The sequence below is a fragment of the Neorhizobium sp. R1-B genome (assembly GCF_004368875.1).
Classification (GTDB): Bacteria; Pseudomonadota; Alphaproteobacteria; order Rhizobiales; family Rhizobiaceae; genus Neorhizobium; species Neorhizobium huautlense.
Genome location: NZ_SOEM01000002.1, coordinates 244066 through 259314 on the forward strand (window position 1 = coordinate 244066; position 15249 = coordinate 259314).

A 15249-nucleotide genomic window follows, 5' to 3' on the forward strand; every position below is an offset into this window, starting at 1 on the left:
GAGGGTTCATGCACGTCATCGTTACTGGTGGATCGAGCGGCATCGGGTTCGATGTCGCACGGCTCTATGCAGCCCGCGGCGCACGTCTGACGCTCATCGCCCGAGATCCGGCGAGGCTTGAACTGGCCAGGCAGGAGCTGCTTTCAACTAACGAAATGTCGGAGACGGATGTCTACATCGCCACGGCCGATGTAGGCGTCGAGAACGAGGTCTTAAGCGCAATCAGCTCCGCCGAGGCGACGCTAGGCCCGTGCGACGTGTTGGTCGCATCGGCAGGTGTCGTTGAACCAGGACGATTCGAAGCGCTTTCCAGCGCCGCTTTTACCGAACAGGTGACGGTCAATCTCCTGGGCGTTGTCAGCGCAGTCCGTGCCGTTTATCCGGAAATGAAGCGGCGCGGACAGGGGCGCATCATGGTTGTCTCATCCGGTGCAGCGCTCATCGGTCTTTATGGTTACACGGCCTATTGCGCCTCCAAATCCGCACTGGTTGGTTTTGTCGAAGCCCTTGCATCTGAGGCGGCGGGATCGGGCATCTGCGTCTCGATCTGCTTTCCTCCCGACACGTTCACGCCGCAGTTCGAGCGGGAATTGGCCAAACGCCCCGCCGAGGCGCAACTGCTGATGGGCAAAGCTCTGCCCTGGACCGCAAAGGCCGTTGCGGAGCGTATTGTCGATGGCATCGATCGGCGCAGGTCCAAGGTCTATTTCGGGTTCTCGATCACCGCCCTCGGCTTCTTCGGTTCTCTGATCAAGCCGTTTCTGCTGTGGTGGTATCAGCGCCGGCTGATGTGATGATTTAATCTCTCTATCGCAAGGCTGGGTACGTCTGATTTTAAAGCTGCCCGGATTTGGCTGCAAATCGGCTGCGGACGATGCCGTGGCGCTGGAGCTTATCGTAGAACGTCTTGCGTGGTATGCCGAGTTCCGCGATCGTACGGCGGACGTCGCCTCCATTGGAATCGAGCGCCTCCCGGATGATGTTGGCTTCATAGCGGTCCATCCGTTCGGGCAAGGAAAGCGTCTCGGCCGTTTCTGTCTCCAACAGAGGGAGCTTTGCCGGCAACTGCTCAACGCCAAGGATGAAACGCTCTGCAAAATGTGACAGCTCGCGCACGTTGCCGGGCCAATCATGATCCCGCAAATGGCGATGAACGGCCGACGAGATCGCCGGAACCTCTCGTTTGAAGCGAGTAGCCGCACGCTCGGCAAAATGGCCAAAGAGGAGCGGAATGTCGTCGCGGCGCTCCCTAAGCGGCGGAATGGAGATCGTCACAACGTTGAGCCGGTAATAGAGATCATCGCGAAAATCCCCACGCCGTTGCGGGTCTCCAAGATCCACCTTTGCGGCGGCGACAACGCGAAGGTCAACGGGCCGGACTTCATTGGTTCCGAGGGGCGTCACTTCCCGCATCTCCAGAACGCGCAGCATCTGTATCTGGGTCGATGGCGGCATGCTCTCGATTTCGTCCAGGAAAAGCGTGCCGCCGTTCGCATGCTCGATGCGTCCGACGCGCTTCTTCTGCGCTCCCGTAAAGGCGCCGGCTTCGTGGCCGAAGAGCTCGCTTTCCATGACCGTCTCAGGCAGAGCTCCGCAGTTGAGCGCAACAAAGTTGCCGGATGCTCTACGGCTCCATCGATGCAGCAGGCTGGCGACGACTTCTTTGCCGCTGCCGGTTTCGCCCATAACAAGCACGTCGACCTCGGTGTCGGCGATCTGCCGCAAAGTTCGACGCAGCCGCTCCATGGTCGGCGTCTGCCCGATCAGCGGCAGGTCGTCGCGTGCTTGATCGGCTGCCTGGCGCAAGACCCTGTTTTCCAAAATGAGGCGGCGCTTTTCTACCGCTCTTTTGACTGCTTGGACCAGCCTTTCGGTCGCAAACGGCTTGGTAATGAAGTCATAGGCGCCGTCCTGCATGGCCTTCACGGCCATCGGAATATCGCCGTGGCCGGTGATCAGGATCACCGGCAGGTCCTCGTCTTCTTCCTGTACGCGCCTGAAGAGCTGCAACCCGTCGATGTGCGGCATGCGTATGTCGGAAACGACCGCGCCTATGAGATCGCCCTCAAGAGCAGAAAGTGCTTCACTTGCCACCGAAAAGGCCGAAACCTTGAACCCCGCAAGCTCAAGTGTTTGCCGGGTGGCCCGCAGAAGGTCCCTGTCATCATCGATAAGAAAGATTGATAACGGATCGCTCATGCTTTTGCTTTCAAAAGGTGGACGGTAAAACAGCTGCCGTTGTCGTTGCTCGTAACATCGATCCGGCCGCCATAATCGGCAACGATATCCTTCGAAATCACGAGGCCGAGGCCCAAGCCTTTTTCCTTGGATGTATGGAACGGTGTGAATAGTGTGCCGAGAATTGTCGGTGGAATGCCGGGGCCATTGTCGGAAACAGCCACCGCGACAAGTTCGGGCGTTTCTGCAACGGATATCTCCACCTTTGCGTCCGCGCGGTCGTCGAGCGCTTCAAGCGCATTCTGGAGGAGATTGATCAGGACCTGTTCCAGCCGGATCCGATTACCCAGCACCAAAAGGCCTGCCGGCGGCAATCGAACGTCAAGCGCATTTAGCTTCCCGGCAAATCTGCTCTTCAGCAAGACGATGGCGCCTTCGATGATAGAGCGTAGCTCAACGGGCTCAGCCGCGGTCCTTCCCTTGCGCGCAAAGGCTTTCAATTCATCGGTGATCGTGCCGATTCTTTCGGTGAGCTCGGCAATGGCGCCAAGGTTTTCATCCGCCGGGCCTGGCTCTTTGCGCTGAAGGAAGACCCGGGCATTGTCTGCATAAGCGCGAATGGTGGCGACCGGCTGGTTGATTTCATGGGCGACGCCAGCTGCTACCTGGCCGAGGATAGCGAGCCGGTTTGCCTGAACGAGTTCTTGTTGCACGATTTGCAGCTTCGTTTCCGTATCGCGATGATCGACAATTTCCGCCTGCAGGTGATCACGAGCGCGGCTTAGTTCTTCTGTCCGGGCGACAACCCGCCGTTCCAGTTCTTCGCGCATGGCTTGTTCGCTGGCTATCTTCATTAGCGAGACCTGCCGTCGTCTCAGCAAGAAAGCGGCGATTGCAAAAATAGGCAGCAAGAACGCTACCGAGATAAGTCGCATCTCCCGCACGGCGGACGCGACCGGTAGCTCGGTCGGCAGTAGGTATTCCAGCCGCCATGGCGTCGTCGGTACGGCCGCGGAGAGGTGGAGATACAGGGCTTCACCGCGACCAGGCAGTACGGCGGAAACGATCGATACGTCCGTATTGGTGGCTACCGCAGGCATGATGGGAAGCTGTGCCAGCGGCGCATCTCCAAACTGGAGACTGTTCCGAATGGAGGCGAGATCCTGCCGCTGTACTGGTCGTGTCGTCATGAAACGCCAGGAAGGTATGCTCGTGATCAAAACGACTCCATGTTCGTCCGTGACGTAGACGGGCCGACTGGCGTCGCGCCAGTCATTTTCCAAGCGGTCGAATTCCATTTTGACGACCACGACGCCAAGAGGAGCTGCCGCGCTGCCAACCCTGCGGGAGATGTAAAGGCCGGGGCGTTTGCTGACGCTGCCAAGCGCGAAATGTTCGGCTGTGCCGTCCTCCATCGCGCGACGGAAATAGTCCCGGAACGCGTAGTCGTTGCCGACGAAGCTGATAGGTTCGCGCCAATTGCTTGAGGAGACTGCTATCCCATTCGGGCCAACGACATAGAGCACGGCGGCTTGCGTGCCGGCGACGAGGCGTTCCAATTTGCGGTTCAAGCGATCGGCTGCGTCGCCATTTGCCGATGAGAGCGCATCGAGAACCTGTTGGTCCTCCGAAAGCAGAAGCGGCAGCGCGCGGGGGCGCTCTAGCACCGCCGTCAACAACGCGATTTTGAGATTGGCGTCGGTGCGGCCCTGGTTTCCCAGTGTCTCGATGGCGAAACGCCGGCCGTAGTATTCCCCTCCGGCGAGTGCTGCGGCGGTAAGGGTTGCAGATACGACCAGGAAGAAGAACCAGACCCGTCGCGTCTGCGAGTTGAGGTCCTTCTGCGTTTGGAAGCTCTGCATGGTGGATCGCTGATGCATGGCGGAGAATGTGCGTAATTTCGCACACGGGTCAAATGAATTTGTGCGAAAAGACGCGCAAATCGGGCTGCTTTCTTAAGCTAATCGGAAAAGTATCAGGCAAAACAATATGTTGGCGATAGGCCTCAGACTGGCACGCCGGTTGCAGAAGCTATGCATGCAGCCGCCGCAGGCTGTTGAATCGCCAGCTTATCTGCCCCGGGAGGCCGTCGTCGGTTGGGGGCTTTATGGAGGATTACCATGAGCATAGCAATTCCAGCCGCGTCAACGCGCGGCAAAGTTCCCGTCTATCGCCATCTCTATGTGCAGGTCATTTGCGCAATCTTCGCAGGCATCCTTTTGGGTCATTTCTATCCTGAGATCGGTACGACGCTGAAACCGCTGGGCGACGCATTTATCAAGCTCGTCAAGATGATTATTGCCCCAGTCATCTTTCTCACCGTCGCAACCGGCATAGCCGGCATGTCCGATCTCCAGAAGGTCGGACGCGTCGCGGGCAAGGCGATGATCTATTTCCTCTCCTTCTCCACCCTGGCGCTTGCCGTTGGTCTTCTCGTTGCAAACGTCATCCAACCAGGTGCCGGCATGCATATCGATGCGGCGAGCCTCGATGCCCAGGCGGTCGCGACTTATACTGCGAAAGCCCATGACGCAACGATCACCGGCTTCCTGATGAACGTCATCCCGACGACCATCGTCGGCGCTTTTGCTGATGGCGACATCCTGCAGGTTCTGTTCTTCTCGGTATTGTTTGGTATTGCTCTTGCGATGGTCGGTGACCGCGGCCGTCCGGTCGTGGACTTTCTGCAAGCCTTAACGACCCCGATCTTTCGTCTTGTAGCGATCCTGATGAAGGCTGCTCCAATCGGCGCTTTCGGCGCGATGGCTTTTACGATCGGCAAATACGGCATCGGCTCAATCGCCAACCTGGCCATGCTGATCGGCACCTTCTATCTGACCTCGCTACTTTTCGTGCTGGTCGTCCTCGGCGCGGTCGCCCGCTACAACGGGTTTTCGATCCTGGCGCTGATCCGCTACATCAAGGAAGAATTGCTTCTGGTTCTTGGCACGTCGTCGTCAGAGGCTGCACTTCCTGGCCTGATGGCCAAGATGGAACACGCCGGCTGCAAGCGCTCCGTTGTCGGTCTCGTCATTCCGACCGGCTATTCTTTCAACCTCGACGGCACCAATATCTACATGACGCTGGCAGCCCTGTTCATTGCTCAGGCAACGGATACGCCGCTCTCCTTCGCCGACCAGGTCCTGCTGTTGCTGGTCGCGATGCTGAGTTCGAAAGGTGCAGCAGGGATTACCGGCGCGGGTTTCATCACGCTTGCTGCAACGCTGTCTGTGGTTCCCTCGGTACCCGTCGCCGGCATGGCGCTCATCCTTGGTGTCGATCGCTTCATGTCGGAATGCCGCGCTCTGACGAATTTCGTCGGAAATGCCGTTGCCACGGTTGTCGTCGCGCGCTGGGAGAACGAGTTGGATCAAACAAAGTTTGCCGCGGCACTGGCGGGAGATTCGCTGGACGCTGCCGCCCTGCCGGCACTGCAGGCAGCGGAGTAAAAGCAAATATCCAGTGGAAGACCAATAGGCAAAAGCAGTCGCGCCCTCTAAGGGCGCGGCGTTTCCGAGTGGGGCGCCCGGCATGGTGACGCACAGGCCGAGCTCTCTTCGGTTGGGCCGCCTTCGGTTGAAGCTCGCCCAAGCTTTCGAAGTCTAGAGAACCGTCGCTCGTCCGCCGTCGATTTTAAGGACGGTAAGGTTGCCGGTATAATAGGCGCCGGTGTCGATGCCAATTCTTCCGGGGCCAAGGTTCAGGGACAGGTGTGGCGTATGCCCGTGTACGACGAGAACCGGGAGTTTAGGCCCTTCGCTCAGGAAAGGATCGCGAATCCACAGCATGTCTTCGTCATCCTGTTCATCGAGCGGGACGCCGGGTCTGATCCCGGCATGAACAAAGAACAAGTCGGCGATTTTTAGACAGATGGGCAGATCGGCGAGAAATTGTCTGTGGCTGTCAGGCACAGCCTCCGTCAGCAGTTCAGTCAGTTTCGCATTCCGATATTTCTGACGGACGCCCAAGTGATGCAGGTCGATGCCGTAAGACATCAAGGTCTGTTCGCCGCCTAAACCTAGCCATTCGGAATAAAGCTCGGGTTCATTCAGGAATTTGAGGAAGATGTCGTCGTGATTGCCGCACAGAGGAAGTCGTTTCAGCCCAAACTCGCTCGGCCTGATGAGATATTCCAGAACTTGGCTAGAGCTTGGACCGCGGTCAACATAATCGCCAAGCAGCACGATAGGGCCGGCCCGCTCGGATGAGTTGATATCCGCTGCGATCTGCGCCTCGGCATTTTTAAGCTCTTTGAGGCATCCATGCACATCACCGATGACATAGATCGGATAGCTCGGGATGGCGCGGCCAAGATCGATCCGGCGGCGCTTGAGATTACCGACACTTGTGGAGCGACGTCCCGAAAACCAGTCTTTGAGTTTGCGCATTCTCGCTGCCGTCAGTCTTATTAAGGTCATCAACGATGACAATGGGAATTGGCGCCTAAGGGAGTCTTAAGAAGGATTTGCATGGGACTATCAGACCTATTGCAGGAAGACGATAAAGATCCTCGGAAACAGGTGATTTCTTATTCGTTATGGCACTCCTTTGAAGAGGAGCCGCAGGCGGGGCATGCCCACTCTTTGATCTGCTGTTCTCTTAGGCATGAGTGCTAACAGTCAATGTCAGCTGCATAATTGTGACGAATTTAGTATTCGTATGTGAGGGGATTAAATTTATCAACGTTGCGACACGAGAGTAAGAAAATTATATAAAACAGACATTTACTGCATCGTGACGGCAATAAAAACTTGCGGCCTCGCCTTCTGTGGTCTTGACGTGATAACTATATAAGTTATTAATTCTTTTCCACGCGGCCTTCGGTATATCCGCCTCAGGCTGCTCGTATCTTCGCGAGGCCAAGTTGTTAAAGCCTAAGTTGTCAAGGTAGGTCATGATGGGACAGCGCGATAAGAGTACCACCGTTGCGGTCTGGATTGGACGGCATGAGTTGCAGATGATTAAGGAAGCTGCGGCTCAGGCGGGAATGACGGTTTCCAATTTCTGTAGAACGGCTGCTCTCGAATTCGGGGGGATCCAACCATTTTTCTCCGACGAGGATCGCTTGTTACTGCTCCATCTGCGTGACGAGTTGCGAGCTGAAGGTTTCAATCTTACCGGTGCATTGATTGCTCTTAACCGTGCCGAGCGCTTTTCTGACTTGCCGTTGAAGAAGGAAATTTTGTCGATGCAGCGCGTAATCGCTGCACTGTGCATTGAACTATCGGGATGCGCGAGAAAGGAAACGAGACAGCGGAGGACCACCTCATATGTGGACCAGCTTACATCACTTCGAGGAAGAGTGGCTCGCTCGGCGTCAGAGTCTTATTCTGGAACTGTCGACGAAACCACCATCTCTCGATGAGGAGTGGTGGCGGCGTGGAAGAGCGGGTTCGGCTGAGCCTCCGGCTGGGTTCGGAGCGGGGCCTCGTCGTTCGGCGACTGGCAGCAAGGACCGCGGTCTTGAACTTGACATGCGGAAAAGGTTCGCGCGCCTTGCGGCAGGCGCACAGCCTGCCGTTGTGAAGGTTTTGAGCTTCGGAGAAAGCTCCGGTGTCAAAAAGCTCGTAAAATATGTCTCGAGGGGTGGTGAGATTGCGATCGAGAACGAACGTGGCGAGAGATATGGCGGGCAGGACGCGCCGGCCGCCATCTTCTCCGATTGGCGGCCCGTTCTTGGCAATCGCCACGCGAGCCGGGACATCGGGCTTTTCACCGTCGAGATTTCGTGGCGGTCTCCTGATCTCCGACTGCCGAGCGACAGTCAGGCTATCTTGAAATCTGTTTTCACTGACAGGCCGTTCGCATTCGCCGTGAGCCAGGCCGCTCATGCGACCAAGATCGAGGGCGTGGTCGTCCTCTATTCACCAACTCAAGGCCGTCTTGTCGCCACAGGGGATGATTACGATGCCGCAAAAGAGCGGTTGAAGAACGCGCTGGCGGAAAAGGCTGATGCGCTTGAACTTCGCATTACCGGTCAGGGGCATGGTGTTCGCTTTGGCACAGCACTGCTCCGGCGGCTTGTTGAAAGCCGCACGGGTCAAGTTCGTAACGATCGCGGGGAGATTGTCGCAGACGTTAAAGCAGCCAAGTCGCTCGTCCAGCGTGAATGGCGCTCAAGCCTTCAAAGCCGGGGGCCTCGCGACACCATCCATGTCCTGGTTGCGGCTCCCCTCGGAACCGACGCGACGCGGTTCCAAGATGCAGTCCGAAATTTTCTGGCACATGAATTCAGGGGGCATCGGTATATTTTCGCCGTGCATGATCCGGAAAACGATCCGAGACCGCTACATGACGGAGGCAAAAGGCCCCACCCGCATGCTCATGCGGTGATCGCAACGCTCTCCGACTATGGGGATCGGCTTAAGGTTTGGATTTCGGATTTGGCGCGGTGGCGGACGCGGTTTGCAGAAAATGCGCGTGCCAACGGTATCGACCTGGAAATGACCGAGCGCCGCGAAACGGCTTCTTCACCCGCTTATTCTCATAAGCAAGTTCGTCCTACCAACTACGTGGGACGCACCACGTTTGAGGGTACCAGTGCCGCGGGACAGCACCGATATGAAAACAAGCGGTGGGAGGTTCCGCATCTTTCGCGTTCGGATTACGGCCGACACAGTGAACTCGCAAGGCAGAATTGGCAGATGCTTGCTATTGAAGGCCGTACAGAAGCGGTTCGCCAATTTGCAATGCGCACTCTGGCTCGTTTTGAGGAGGCAGATCGACGGAACGGCCAACAGGCAGCATTCTTGCGAACTCCATCGCTCGGAGCCGAGGGGTTTCCCAGCGCAGCCGGCAAGCAATCAGGAAACGCAAAACCGGAAATTCAACACCGCTTTGAGCAGGAAGGATCGACGGTAAACAACGGACAGCAACGGGGGAGGTCGTCACCGGTCCCAAACCAACAGGGCCACGCCGATCCCCAGAGGCGACAGGAAAAGGAGGGGACAGACGTTCAAAAAAAGCGGTCCGTTCGATCAGTTTCAAGCGCAGCGGCCTCATTGCTCGACGCGATCGGACGAGCACGTGAAGCGAGGGTTTCTTTCCATTCCGACGACTATGACGGTGATGCCGCAAGATCGGACGCTAAACGCATGATTGAGGCAGGAATCTCCAGATTCGCCGAAATCCTGGGCGAAAAACGTGACTCTCCAATTGAGGAGCCAAACGCTCCACGGCCCCCCCGCTCACCGGAGCAGGCGCGAGATGCTACTTCAATTCAAACTCGGGAGGATAGGGGCGGCGAGACAGAGCGGTCAGCTCGTGAAGGAAGTCCAGATGCGGCTGCAAGGATAACGTCTCAAACTGTTGAAAGGGGCCGCGCTCCAAGTGAGCGCAAATTAAACCGCGATGACTACGAACGGTAAGGCGACGCTTTGGCTCCCCGTGAGCGGTTGTCGATCCTGATGGGTATCTCAGTCAGGCATCCAAATACCAATCATATATCGGCGATATCAGCTGGATATACCACGGCGGAAGAGCAGATCGTGCTAATCTACCACAGCGTGTATTTGGAATCACCTTGGACGGCATTCGATCAATGGCAGCTGCATATTATGAAATCGATTTCTGGAGATCCCTCATCACCTGACAAAACAACGGACGCTTACACCCGGCTTAAAGCGGCTGTGATGAGTTATAGGTCGTTTCCCGGAACATTCTTTAACATTCGGACACTTGCCGAGAAAATGAAGGTGAGCCCGACGCCGATCCGGGAGGCGTTGATCAAGCTTGTGCATGAAGGAGTGATCGGCTTCGTTCCGGGTAGGGGCTATTACGTCAAACCGCTCGATCTCGATGATTTGCGCGCTGACTATGAATTGACATTCCTAATGCTTCGATTTGCGATCGAAAGAAGCGCCAACCCGTTCGACCCACATGATTTGCCTCTTCTTCCAGCAAATCATAGCCATATGCCGGACGAAGGTGATTTGGCCCGAGCCTGCGCCGCTTATGTGGAGAGTTTCTACGAACGGATTGCGCTCATGGGCGGCAATCTCCGTCTCGTGCATTCGGTGCGCCAATTCAATGACCGAGCTCGAGTTGTCCACCTCCTGGCGCTGAAGTCGATGCCCCGCCCACTTGACGTTCCATCGGATCTCAATAGGCTCGCTCACCTTTTGCAAAGTGGCTCGCGCAAGCAAGCGCTACGCATGCTTGAGCTACGATGTCAGGAAACGATGTCGATGCTCCCCGAACTTGTGAAAACCATTCATCTGCGCGCGCAACATGTTCCGACGCCTCTCGAGGAGCTCGTCTAGGCATCGTTCACAGGGGCACGAATTCTCCTCCATTGACGTCAATCACTGCGCCGTTCACGAAGCTGGCGCTATCGGAGGTGAGGAAATCAACGACCGCTGCAACTTCATCCGGGCGGCCTAAACGTCCAAGGGGTATGCGATGACGTGCGGCGGTGTTTTCCGGACTATCTGCGGGACCCGTCATATCGGTAAGAATGCGCCCGGGCGCAACTGTGTTGATGGTGACGCCTAGTGCGCTATATTCGCCCACCAGTGATCTAGCCAGACCGGCCAAAGCGGACTTTGACACTACGTAGCTTGTTCCCGCAATGCGCGGAAGGGTACGCGCCGCGACGGATCCAATAAAGACAATTCGGCCAAAACCAGCCGCTGACATGGCTGGCGCAGCAAGCTGGCAACATGCCATCGCTCCTGTCAGGTTGACCGCTAACGTGTCGTTCCATTCCTGCTGCGAAATACAACCAAATGCGGTCCTTTTGCCATTTGATTTGGGCGACGATCCGGCGTTGAGGACAAGAACTTTCGGATGCTCCCAGAGCGACTTCACCTTGACGAAAAAACCCTCGAGAGCGTCGAGGTTGCGGATGTCGACCTCCGCAGCGATGACGCGATCAGTGCCGAACGCCTCAACGAGAAGTCTACGGGCGTGGTCGACTTTTTCCCTATTTTGACTGAACACGGCGACGCGATGCCCGCTTCGCAGGAGCCGTTGTGCGCAGGCAAGGCCTATCCCTGTCGTTCCTCCCGTGACGACAGCGACGCGCAAAGGGTTGTCATCTGTCATGCCACATCCTCCAGATGGGCGAATAGCGACAAGGGCGGGAAGGCGTGGGGGCTCGTCATGACCTCGATCAATAGAGGCCCTTCATACGCAAAGGCCTGGTCGAGCGCGTCAATTAAAGCTGAATGTTCCGCGACACGCAAAGCGGTGCAGCCGCAGGCTTCGGCGATTTTTACATGGTCGACGGCGTTAAGGTGGCAGGCGCTGGTGAAGCGTCCAAACTTCACGGTCTCCGCGTGTTTTTGAAAGCCGAGGATCCCGTTGTTCAACACGATAATGATCACCGGCAGATTGCAACGCACCAGAGTTTCCATCTCGGCCCAGCTGTGGGCGAAGCCGCCGTCACCCGCGACGACGACAACAGGCTGTTCCGGCACCGCCGCCTTCGCGCCGATGGCGAGCGGGAGGCCCCAGCCGAGCCCGGCAAGTCCCCTTGGGCTGATGAACCGCATCCCGGCTTTAAGGCTGCGCAATTGGCCAACGATCCACATGGAGGAATAACTGGCATCCGCCACAACCGTTGTTTCCGGGGTCAATCGCTTTTGCAGTTCGATCATGACAAGTTCGGGACGAAGAGGCGATTGACGGGGATCGATGAGCGATCGGCGATCGTCCTCAAAACTTGCCCAGGCTGCCGCAATCGTGTCCTCTACTGGTTTGCGGTTGGCGTGGCGGATACTAAGATCGTGAGTTTCAAGAGCCGCACAAAGCGCCGAAAGTGTCTCGCCGGCGTCGCCGACCAGCCGGATCGCTTCATAGCTGCGTCCAATCTCCTGTGGGTCAACGTCCACATGAATGACAGTTGCGGCTTGAGGGATAAGCCGCCAGCTGTCGGTGCCATTCTGATTGGTACGAGTGCCCACCAGTAACACCAGATCCGCGTCGTCGATCAAAGCGCGGGAATGGCTGCCGAGGGATCTCGGACCGGTCATGGTGATGACGCCCGCCGAAAGAGGATGATTTTCGTCGACAGCGCCCTTGCCCATATTGGTGGTGAACACCGGGAGGCTGGCAAGTTCTTGAAGTCCGCCAAGCGCCGAAACGCCCTGACCGTTGTGGATGCCACCTCCCACGATTGCGACAGGCGAGCGTGCCGTTGCGATGCGTTCGGCAGCTTCATAAATCAGGGTGTCGGCCGGTCGGGTAATATCGATCGGTGAAGATCCGAGACTGGAGCTGCGGCTAAATAGTACAGGTGCTCCTGGCTCACGCAAGAGATCGGCGGGCAGAAGCAGCACGGCCGGCCCAGGGCGGCCGGAGGCGGCGGCAGTGAATGCCATGTCGATATAACCATCAATCCGCCCGGCAGTGATCACACGGCGCACCCATTTGGCGCAGGCCCGAAAGAGATCCAGGTGATCGAGTTCCTGAAATGCATTGCGATCGGCCTGATCGCGTTCGACGTCCTGGACGAGGGCAACGATTGGAACACTTGCCTTCATCGCTTCCGCAAGTGGTGGCACGAGCAGCGTTGCCGCCGGACCGTTCTGCGCCGCCACGACCGCCACCTTACCTATGCGGCGCGCGTAACCGTCAGCCATGGCACCCCCCATATTTTCCTGCCGGTAGGCGATTTGGCGGATCCCCATCGCTTCGGCCGCGAGGATAACCGCCGACGGGAGGCTCTGGGCGAAAATCGTTTCGACGCCATGTCGTTTTAGCGCAAGTGCAATACGTTCGGCCACAGTGGGATTCGGTTCGCAATTCATAGGGTCAGTTCCTCGTAAGCCAGAGCATGCTCGAAGGTCTGGATGATCAGCTCGATTTCGGTATCGCCCATCGCCGTCGAGAGGCTGGCGGCAGCGGCAAAAGGCAGGATAATCCCATGTTTTTTGAAATGCCGCCCAAGCAGGCGCATGGTTTCGGCCTCGCTTTTTGAAAGATAGGCATCTCGATATTCTCGCGGTGCATCGGGCTTTGGGTGAAGGCGAAACAGTGATGCCGAGCCGGTGACGCTGAATGGCGCTTCGTATTTTGCGATCACCTGCCGCAAACGCGCACGCAGATGATCGCCAAGTCGCTCGAGCCGGTCGAATTGCTCGACCGTCATGGCCGTCATGCTGGCAAGACCGGCGACCATGGAAATTGGATTGGCAGAAAAAGTGCCCGCTTGTGGGAGCAAAGGCGGACCGCCGCTTCCGCCGAACACGGCCATGGCAGTCTTCGTTCCGCCGACTGCACCGATCGGAAATCCCCCACCGATTATCTTACCCATGCAAATCAAATCGGGATTGAGCCCGAAGCGGGCTGATGCACCCTGATAACCCTGTCGCAAATTGAGAACTTCGTCGGCGATAACGAGAATTCCGTACTGTCTTGCTGTCTCAACGATAGCCGCAAGAAAACTGTCATCCGGCGCCAAAAGTCCAGCGCGACTTGGTACCGGATCGATCAAGATGCAGGCGAGTCGTTGGTGATTGGCCGCAATGCGGCGACGAGCCGCCGCAGCGTCGTTGAAACGAAGCAGAATAACGTCGTCCGTGACCGAGCGGGGCTGGCCGGCATAATTGGGAACCGTGATGGGCGCCTCGGGTGCCCCCCAAGTGTCGGGTGTCCCAGCTTGTCCGACCTCCGCCCAGTCATAGGCACCGTGATAGGCGCCTTCAATCTTGGCGATCGCGGGACGACCGGTTGCCGCCCGCGCCGCCTTGATCGCAAACATCACGGCCTCAGTGCCGGTATTGACGAACCGGACCTGTTCGACAGCCGGGATTCTCTCGCACAAAAGTTCGGCGAGATTGATCTCGTGTAACGTGGGATTGGAAAAGCAGCTGCCGTCTTTGAGCACGCGGCGGGCGACCTCGATCACGGGCTCAAATGCATGGCCGTGGATGAGCGTGGTAAAGTTGTTGTTGAGATCGAGATATTTACTGCCGTCGACGTCGTAGAGATAGGCGCCTCGGCCCCAACCCACGTAGTCGGGGAAGGGGTCGCGATCGACCGTGGCGCGATTGACGCCATCGGGGATAACGATGCATGCCCGTTCGAAAAGTCTCTTAGAGATCTCCGAAAGACTCGCTTGCTGTGGGGCTGGTGTTCGTATCGGCATAGGCTCCTCCGCGCCGGCGGTAAGCCAGCAATATGTAAAGGAAGCCAGATTTTCAATTTTGATGCAACAAAAAATTGCGAGCTTAGGTTGTTTTTGTGGTTACTGCTCGGAAATAGCCCGCCGCAACTGGCGGTAGCCGTCGCGGATATCGGCTTCGATGGCGGCGCGCACCTCGGCTGGTTCGCCGTTTTGAAGGCCTTCCATCGCGGCGCGATGATTAGTCACTCCTGACCTGGAAATCGCAAAGTCTGGATAAAGATGGTGGAGGGTTGCGCCTATGCGCAGCCACAGTTGCTCAATCGTTGAGATCAGGATCGGCATGTTCGAGCAGCCGTAGAGGAGGAAGTGGAACTCCTTGTTGGCCCACAGGGCATCTGTATAGGCGTGCTTGTCCAGCGCTGAGTTGATACGGTTTTGGGCCTCTTCGAGTTGAAAAAGGATCTCGGGTGAGGCCTTTGCCGCACCCTTTTCTGCTGCCAAGCCCTCAAGTGCAAGCCGCATTTCCGTGACCTCTCGCAATTGCGAAAGTGTCAGGTTTGGAACGACCACTGTTTTGGGGCCGGCGTAGACCAGTGCGTGTTGGATCGCCAGGCGGTTTAGTGCGTCGCGGGCGGGTGTGCTGGATAAGCCAAACTCTTGGGCGATCTTCCTCACCGTGAGTTTTTCGCCCGGTCGGAACGAGCCGCGAAGCAACTTTTCCTTGAGGACGGCATAGGCCTGATCCCCTAAGGCGTTGCCTTTTCCCGATGTCTCGTCTCGCGGATCGTGGTTCTGGCTCATACTTTTCCTGCCCTTCTCGGTTTGCCGAAACAATTTTGTTGCATCAAAGTCAATAACGATGTATTTTTAAGAAATCATAGAGAATTAAGTCTTCTACTATCGCGATAGTTCGAGCGATCTTGTAGTAAAAAAATCAATCTACGGAATATACTCAAATATATATCTCGTATAATTTGAAAAATGAATAAATAGTATTCTTT

The 15249-nt window shown here is 56.9% G+C and carries 12 protein-coding genes; 5 read left to right on the forward strand and 7 right to left on the reverse strand.

Annotated features, from left to right (window positions below; genetic code table 11):
- Nucleotides 1–8 precede the first annotated feature (8 nt).
- Nucleotides 9–794, forward strand: a complete 786-nt coding sequence (locus EDE05_RS03965; RefSeq protein ID WP_134100235.1) for an SDR family oxidoreductase — start codon at nt 9–11, stop codon at nt 792–794.
- A 40-nt stretch (nt 795–834) separates the two neighbouring features.
- Here the strand turns inward: EDE05_RS03965 and EDE05_RS03970 are convergent, their stop codons facing one another.
- Both EDE05_RS03970 and EDE05_RS03975 read right to left on the reverse strand, forming a co-directional pair.
- Nucleotides 835–2199 carry a sigma-54 dependent transcriptional regulator gene (locus EDE05_RS03970; protein ID WP_134100238.1) on the reverse strand — a complete coding sequence of 455 codons (1365 nt, stop codon included), beginning with the start codon at nt 2197–2199 and terminating at the stop codon, nt 835–837.
- Nucleotides 2196–4040: a sensor histidine kinase gene (locus EDE05_RS03975; protein ID WP_245519860.1), complete on the reverse strand. Its 1845-nt coding sequence runs from the start codon at nt 4038–4040 to the stop codon at nt 2196–2198. The genes EDE05_RS03970 and EDE05_RS03975 overlap by 4 nt, the downstream gene beginning before the upstream one ends.
- 258 nt (nt 4041–4298) lie before the next feature.
- Between EDE05_RS03975 and EDE05_RS03980 the strand changes: the two genes are divergently transcribed.
- Complete coding sequence (locus EDE05_RS03980) at nt 4299–5627, forward strand: dicarboxylate/amino acid:cation symporter (RefSeq protein WP_134100243.1); 1329 nt, start codon at nt 4299–4301, stop codon at nt 5625–5627.
- 153 nt (nt 5628–5780) lie between these two features.
- Here the strand turns inward: EDE05_RS03980 and EDE05_RS03985 are convergent, their stop codons facing one another.
- The gene (locus EDE05_RS03985) at nt 5781–6566 is read right to left on the reverse strand and encodes a metallophosphoesterase family protein (protein WP_134100246.1); all 786 of its coding nucleotides are present in this window, start codon (nt 6564–6566) and stop codon (nt 5781–5783) included.
- A 509-nt stretch (nt 6567–7075) separates the two neighbouring features.
- Between EDE05_RS03985 and EDE05_RS03990 the strand changes: the two genes are divergently transcribed.
- From EDE05_RS03990 to EDE05_RS04000, 3 genes are all read left to right on the forward strand, one after another.
- Nucleotides 7076–7543 (forward strand): hypothetical protein, encoded by a 468-nt coding sequence (locus EDE05_RS03990; protein WP_157949028.1) that lies wholly within the window; start codon nt 7076–7078, stop codon nt 7541–7543.
- Between the two features lie 166 nt (nt 7544–7709).
- Nucleotides 7710–9545, forward strand: coding sequence for a hypothetical protein (locus EDE05_RS03995; RefSeq protein WP_134100249.1), 1836 nt, complete (start codon nt 7710–7712; stop codon nt 9543–9545).
- Nucleotides 9546–9584: 39 nt separating this feature from the next.
- Nucleotides 9585–10439: a GntR family transcriptional regulator gene (locus tag EDE05_RS04000; RefSeq protein ID WP_105371963.1), complete on the forward strand. Its 855-nt coding sequence runs from the start codon at nt 9585–9587 to the stop codon at nt 10437–10439.
- Between the two features lie 7 nt (nt 10440–10446).
- On the opposite strand, the gene fabG is transcribed toward EDE05_RS04000, so the two are convergent.
- The 4 genes from fabG to EDE05_RS04020 form a co-directional block, all read right to left on the reverse strand.
- Nucleotides 10447–11223, reverse strand: coding sequence for a 3-oxoacyl-ACP reductase FabG (gene fabG / locus EDE05_RS04005; protein WP_105371962.1), 777 nt, complete (start codon nt 11221–11223; stop codon nt 10447–10449).
- Nucleotides 11220–12929 carry an acetolactate synthase catalytic subunit gene (locus tag EDE05_RS04010; protein WP_134100252.1) on the reverse strand — a complete coding sequence of 570 codons (1710 nt, stop codon included), beginning with the start codon at nt 12927–12929 and terminating at the stop codon, nt 11220–11222. Before EDE05_RS04010 ends, fabG begins: the two co-directional genes overlap by 4 nt.
- Nucleotides 12926–14269, reverse strand: a complete 1344-nt coding sequence (locus tag EDE05_RS04015) for an aspartate aminotransferase family protein (protein WP_134100255.1) — start codon at nt 14267–14269, stop codon at nt 12926–12928. Before EDE05_RS04015 ends, EDE05_RS04010 begins: the two co-directional genes overlap by 4 nt.
- A gap of 99 nt (nt 14270–14368) precedes the next feature.
- On the reverse strand, nt 14369–15049 hold the full coding sequence (locus EDE05_RS04020) for a GntR family transcriptional regulator (RefSeq protein WP_134100258.1): 681 nt from the start codon (nt 15047–15049) through the stop codon (nt 14369–14371).
- Between the last annotated feature and the right edge of the window lie 200 nt (nt 15050–15249).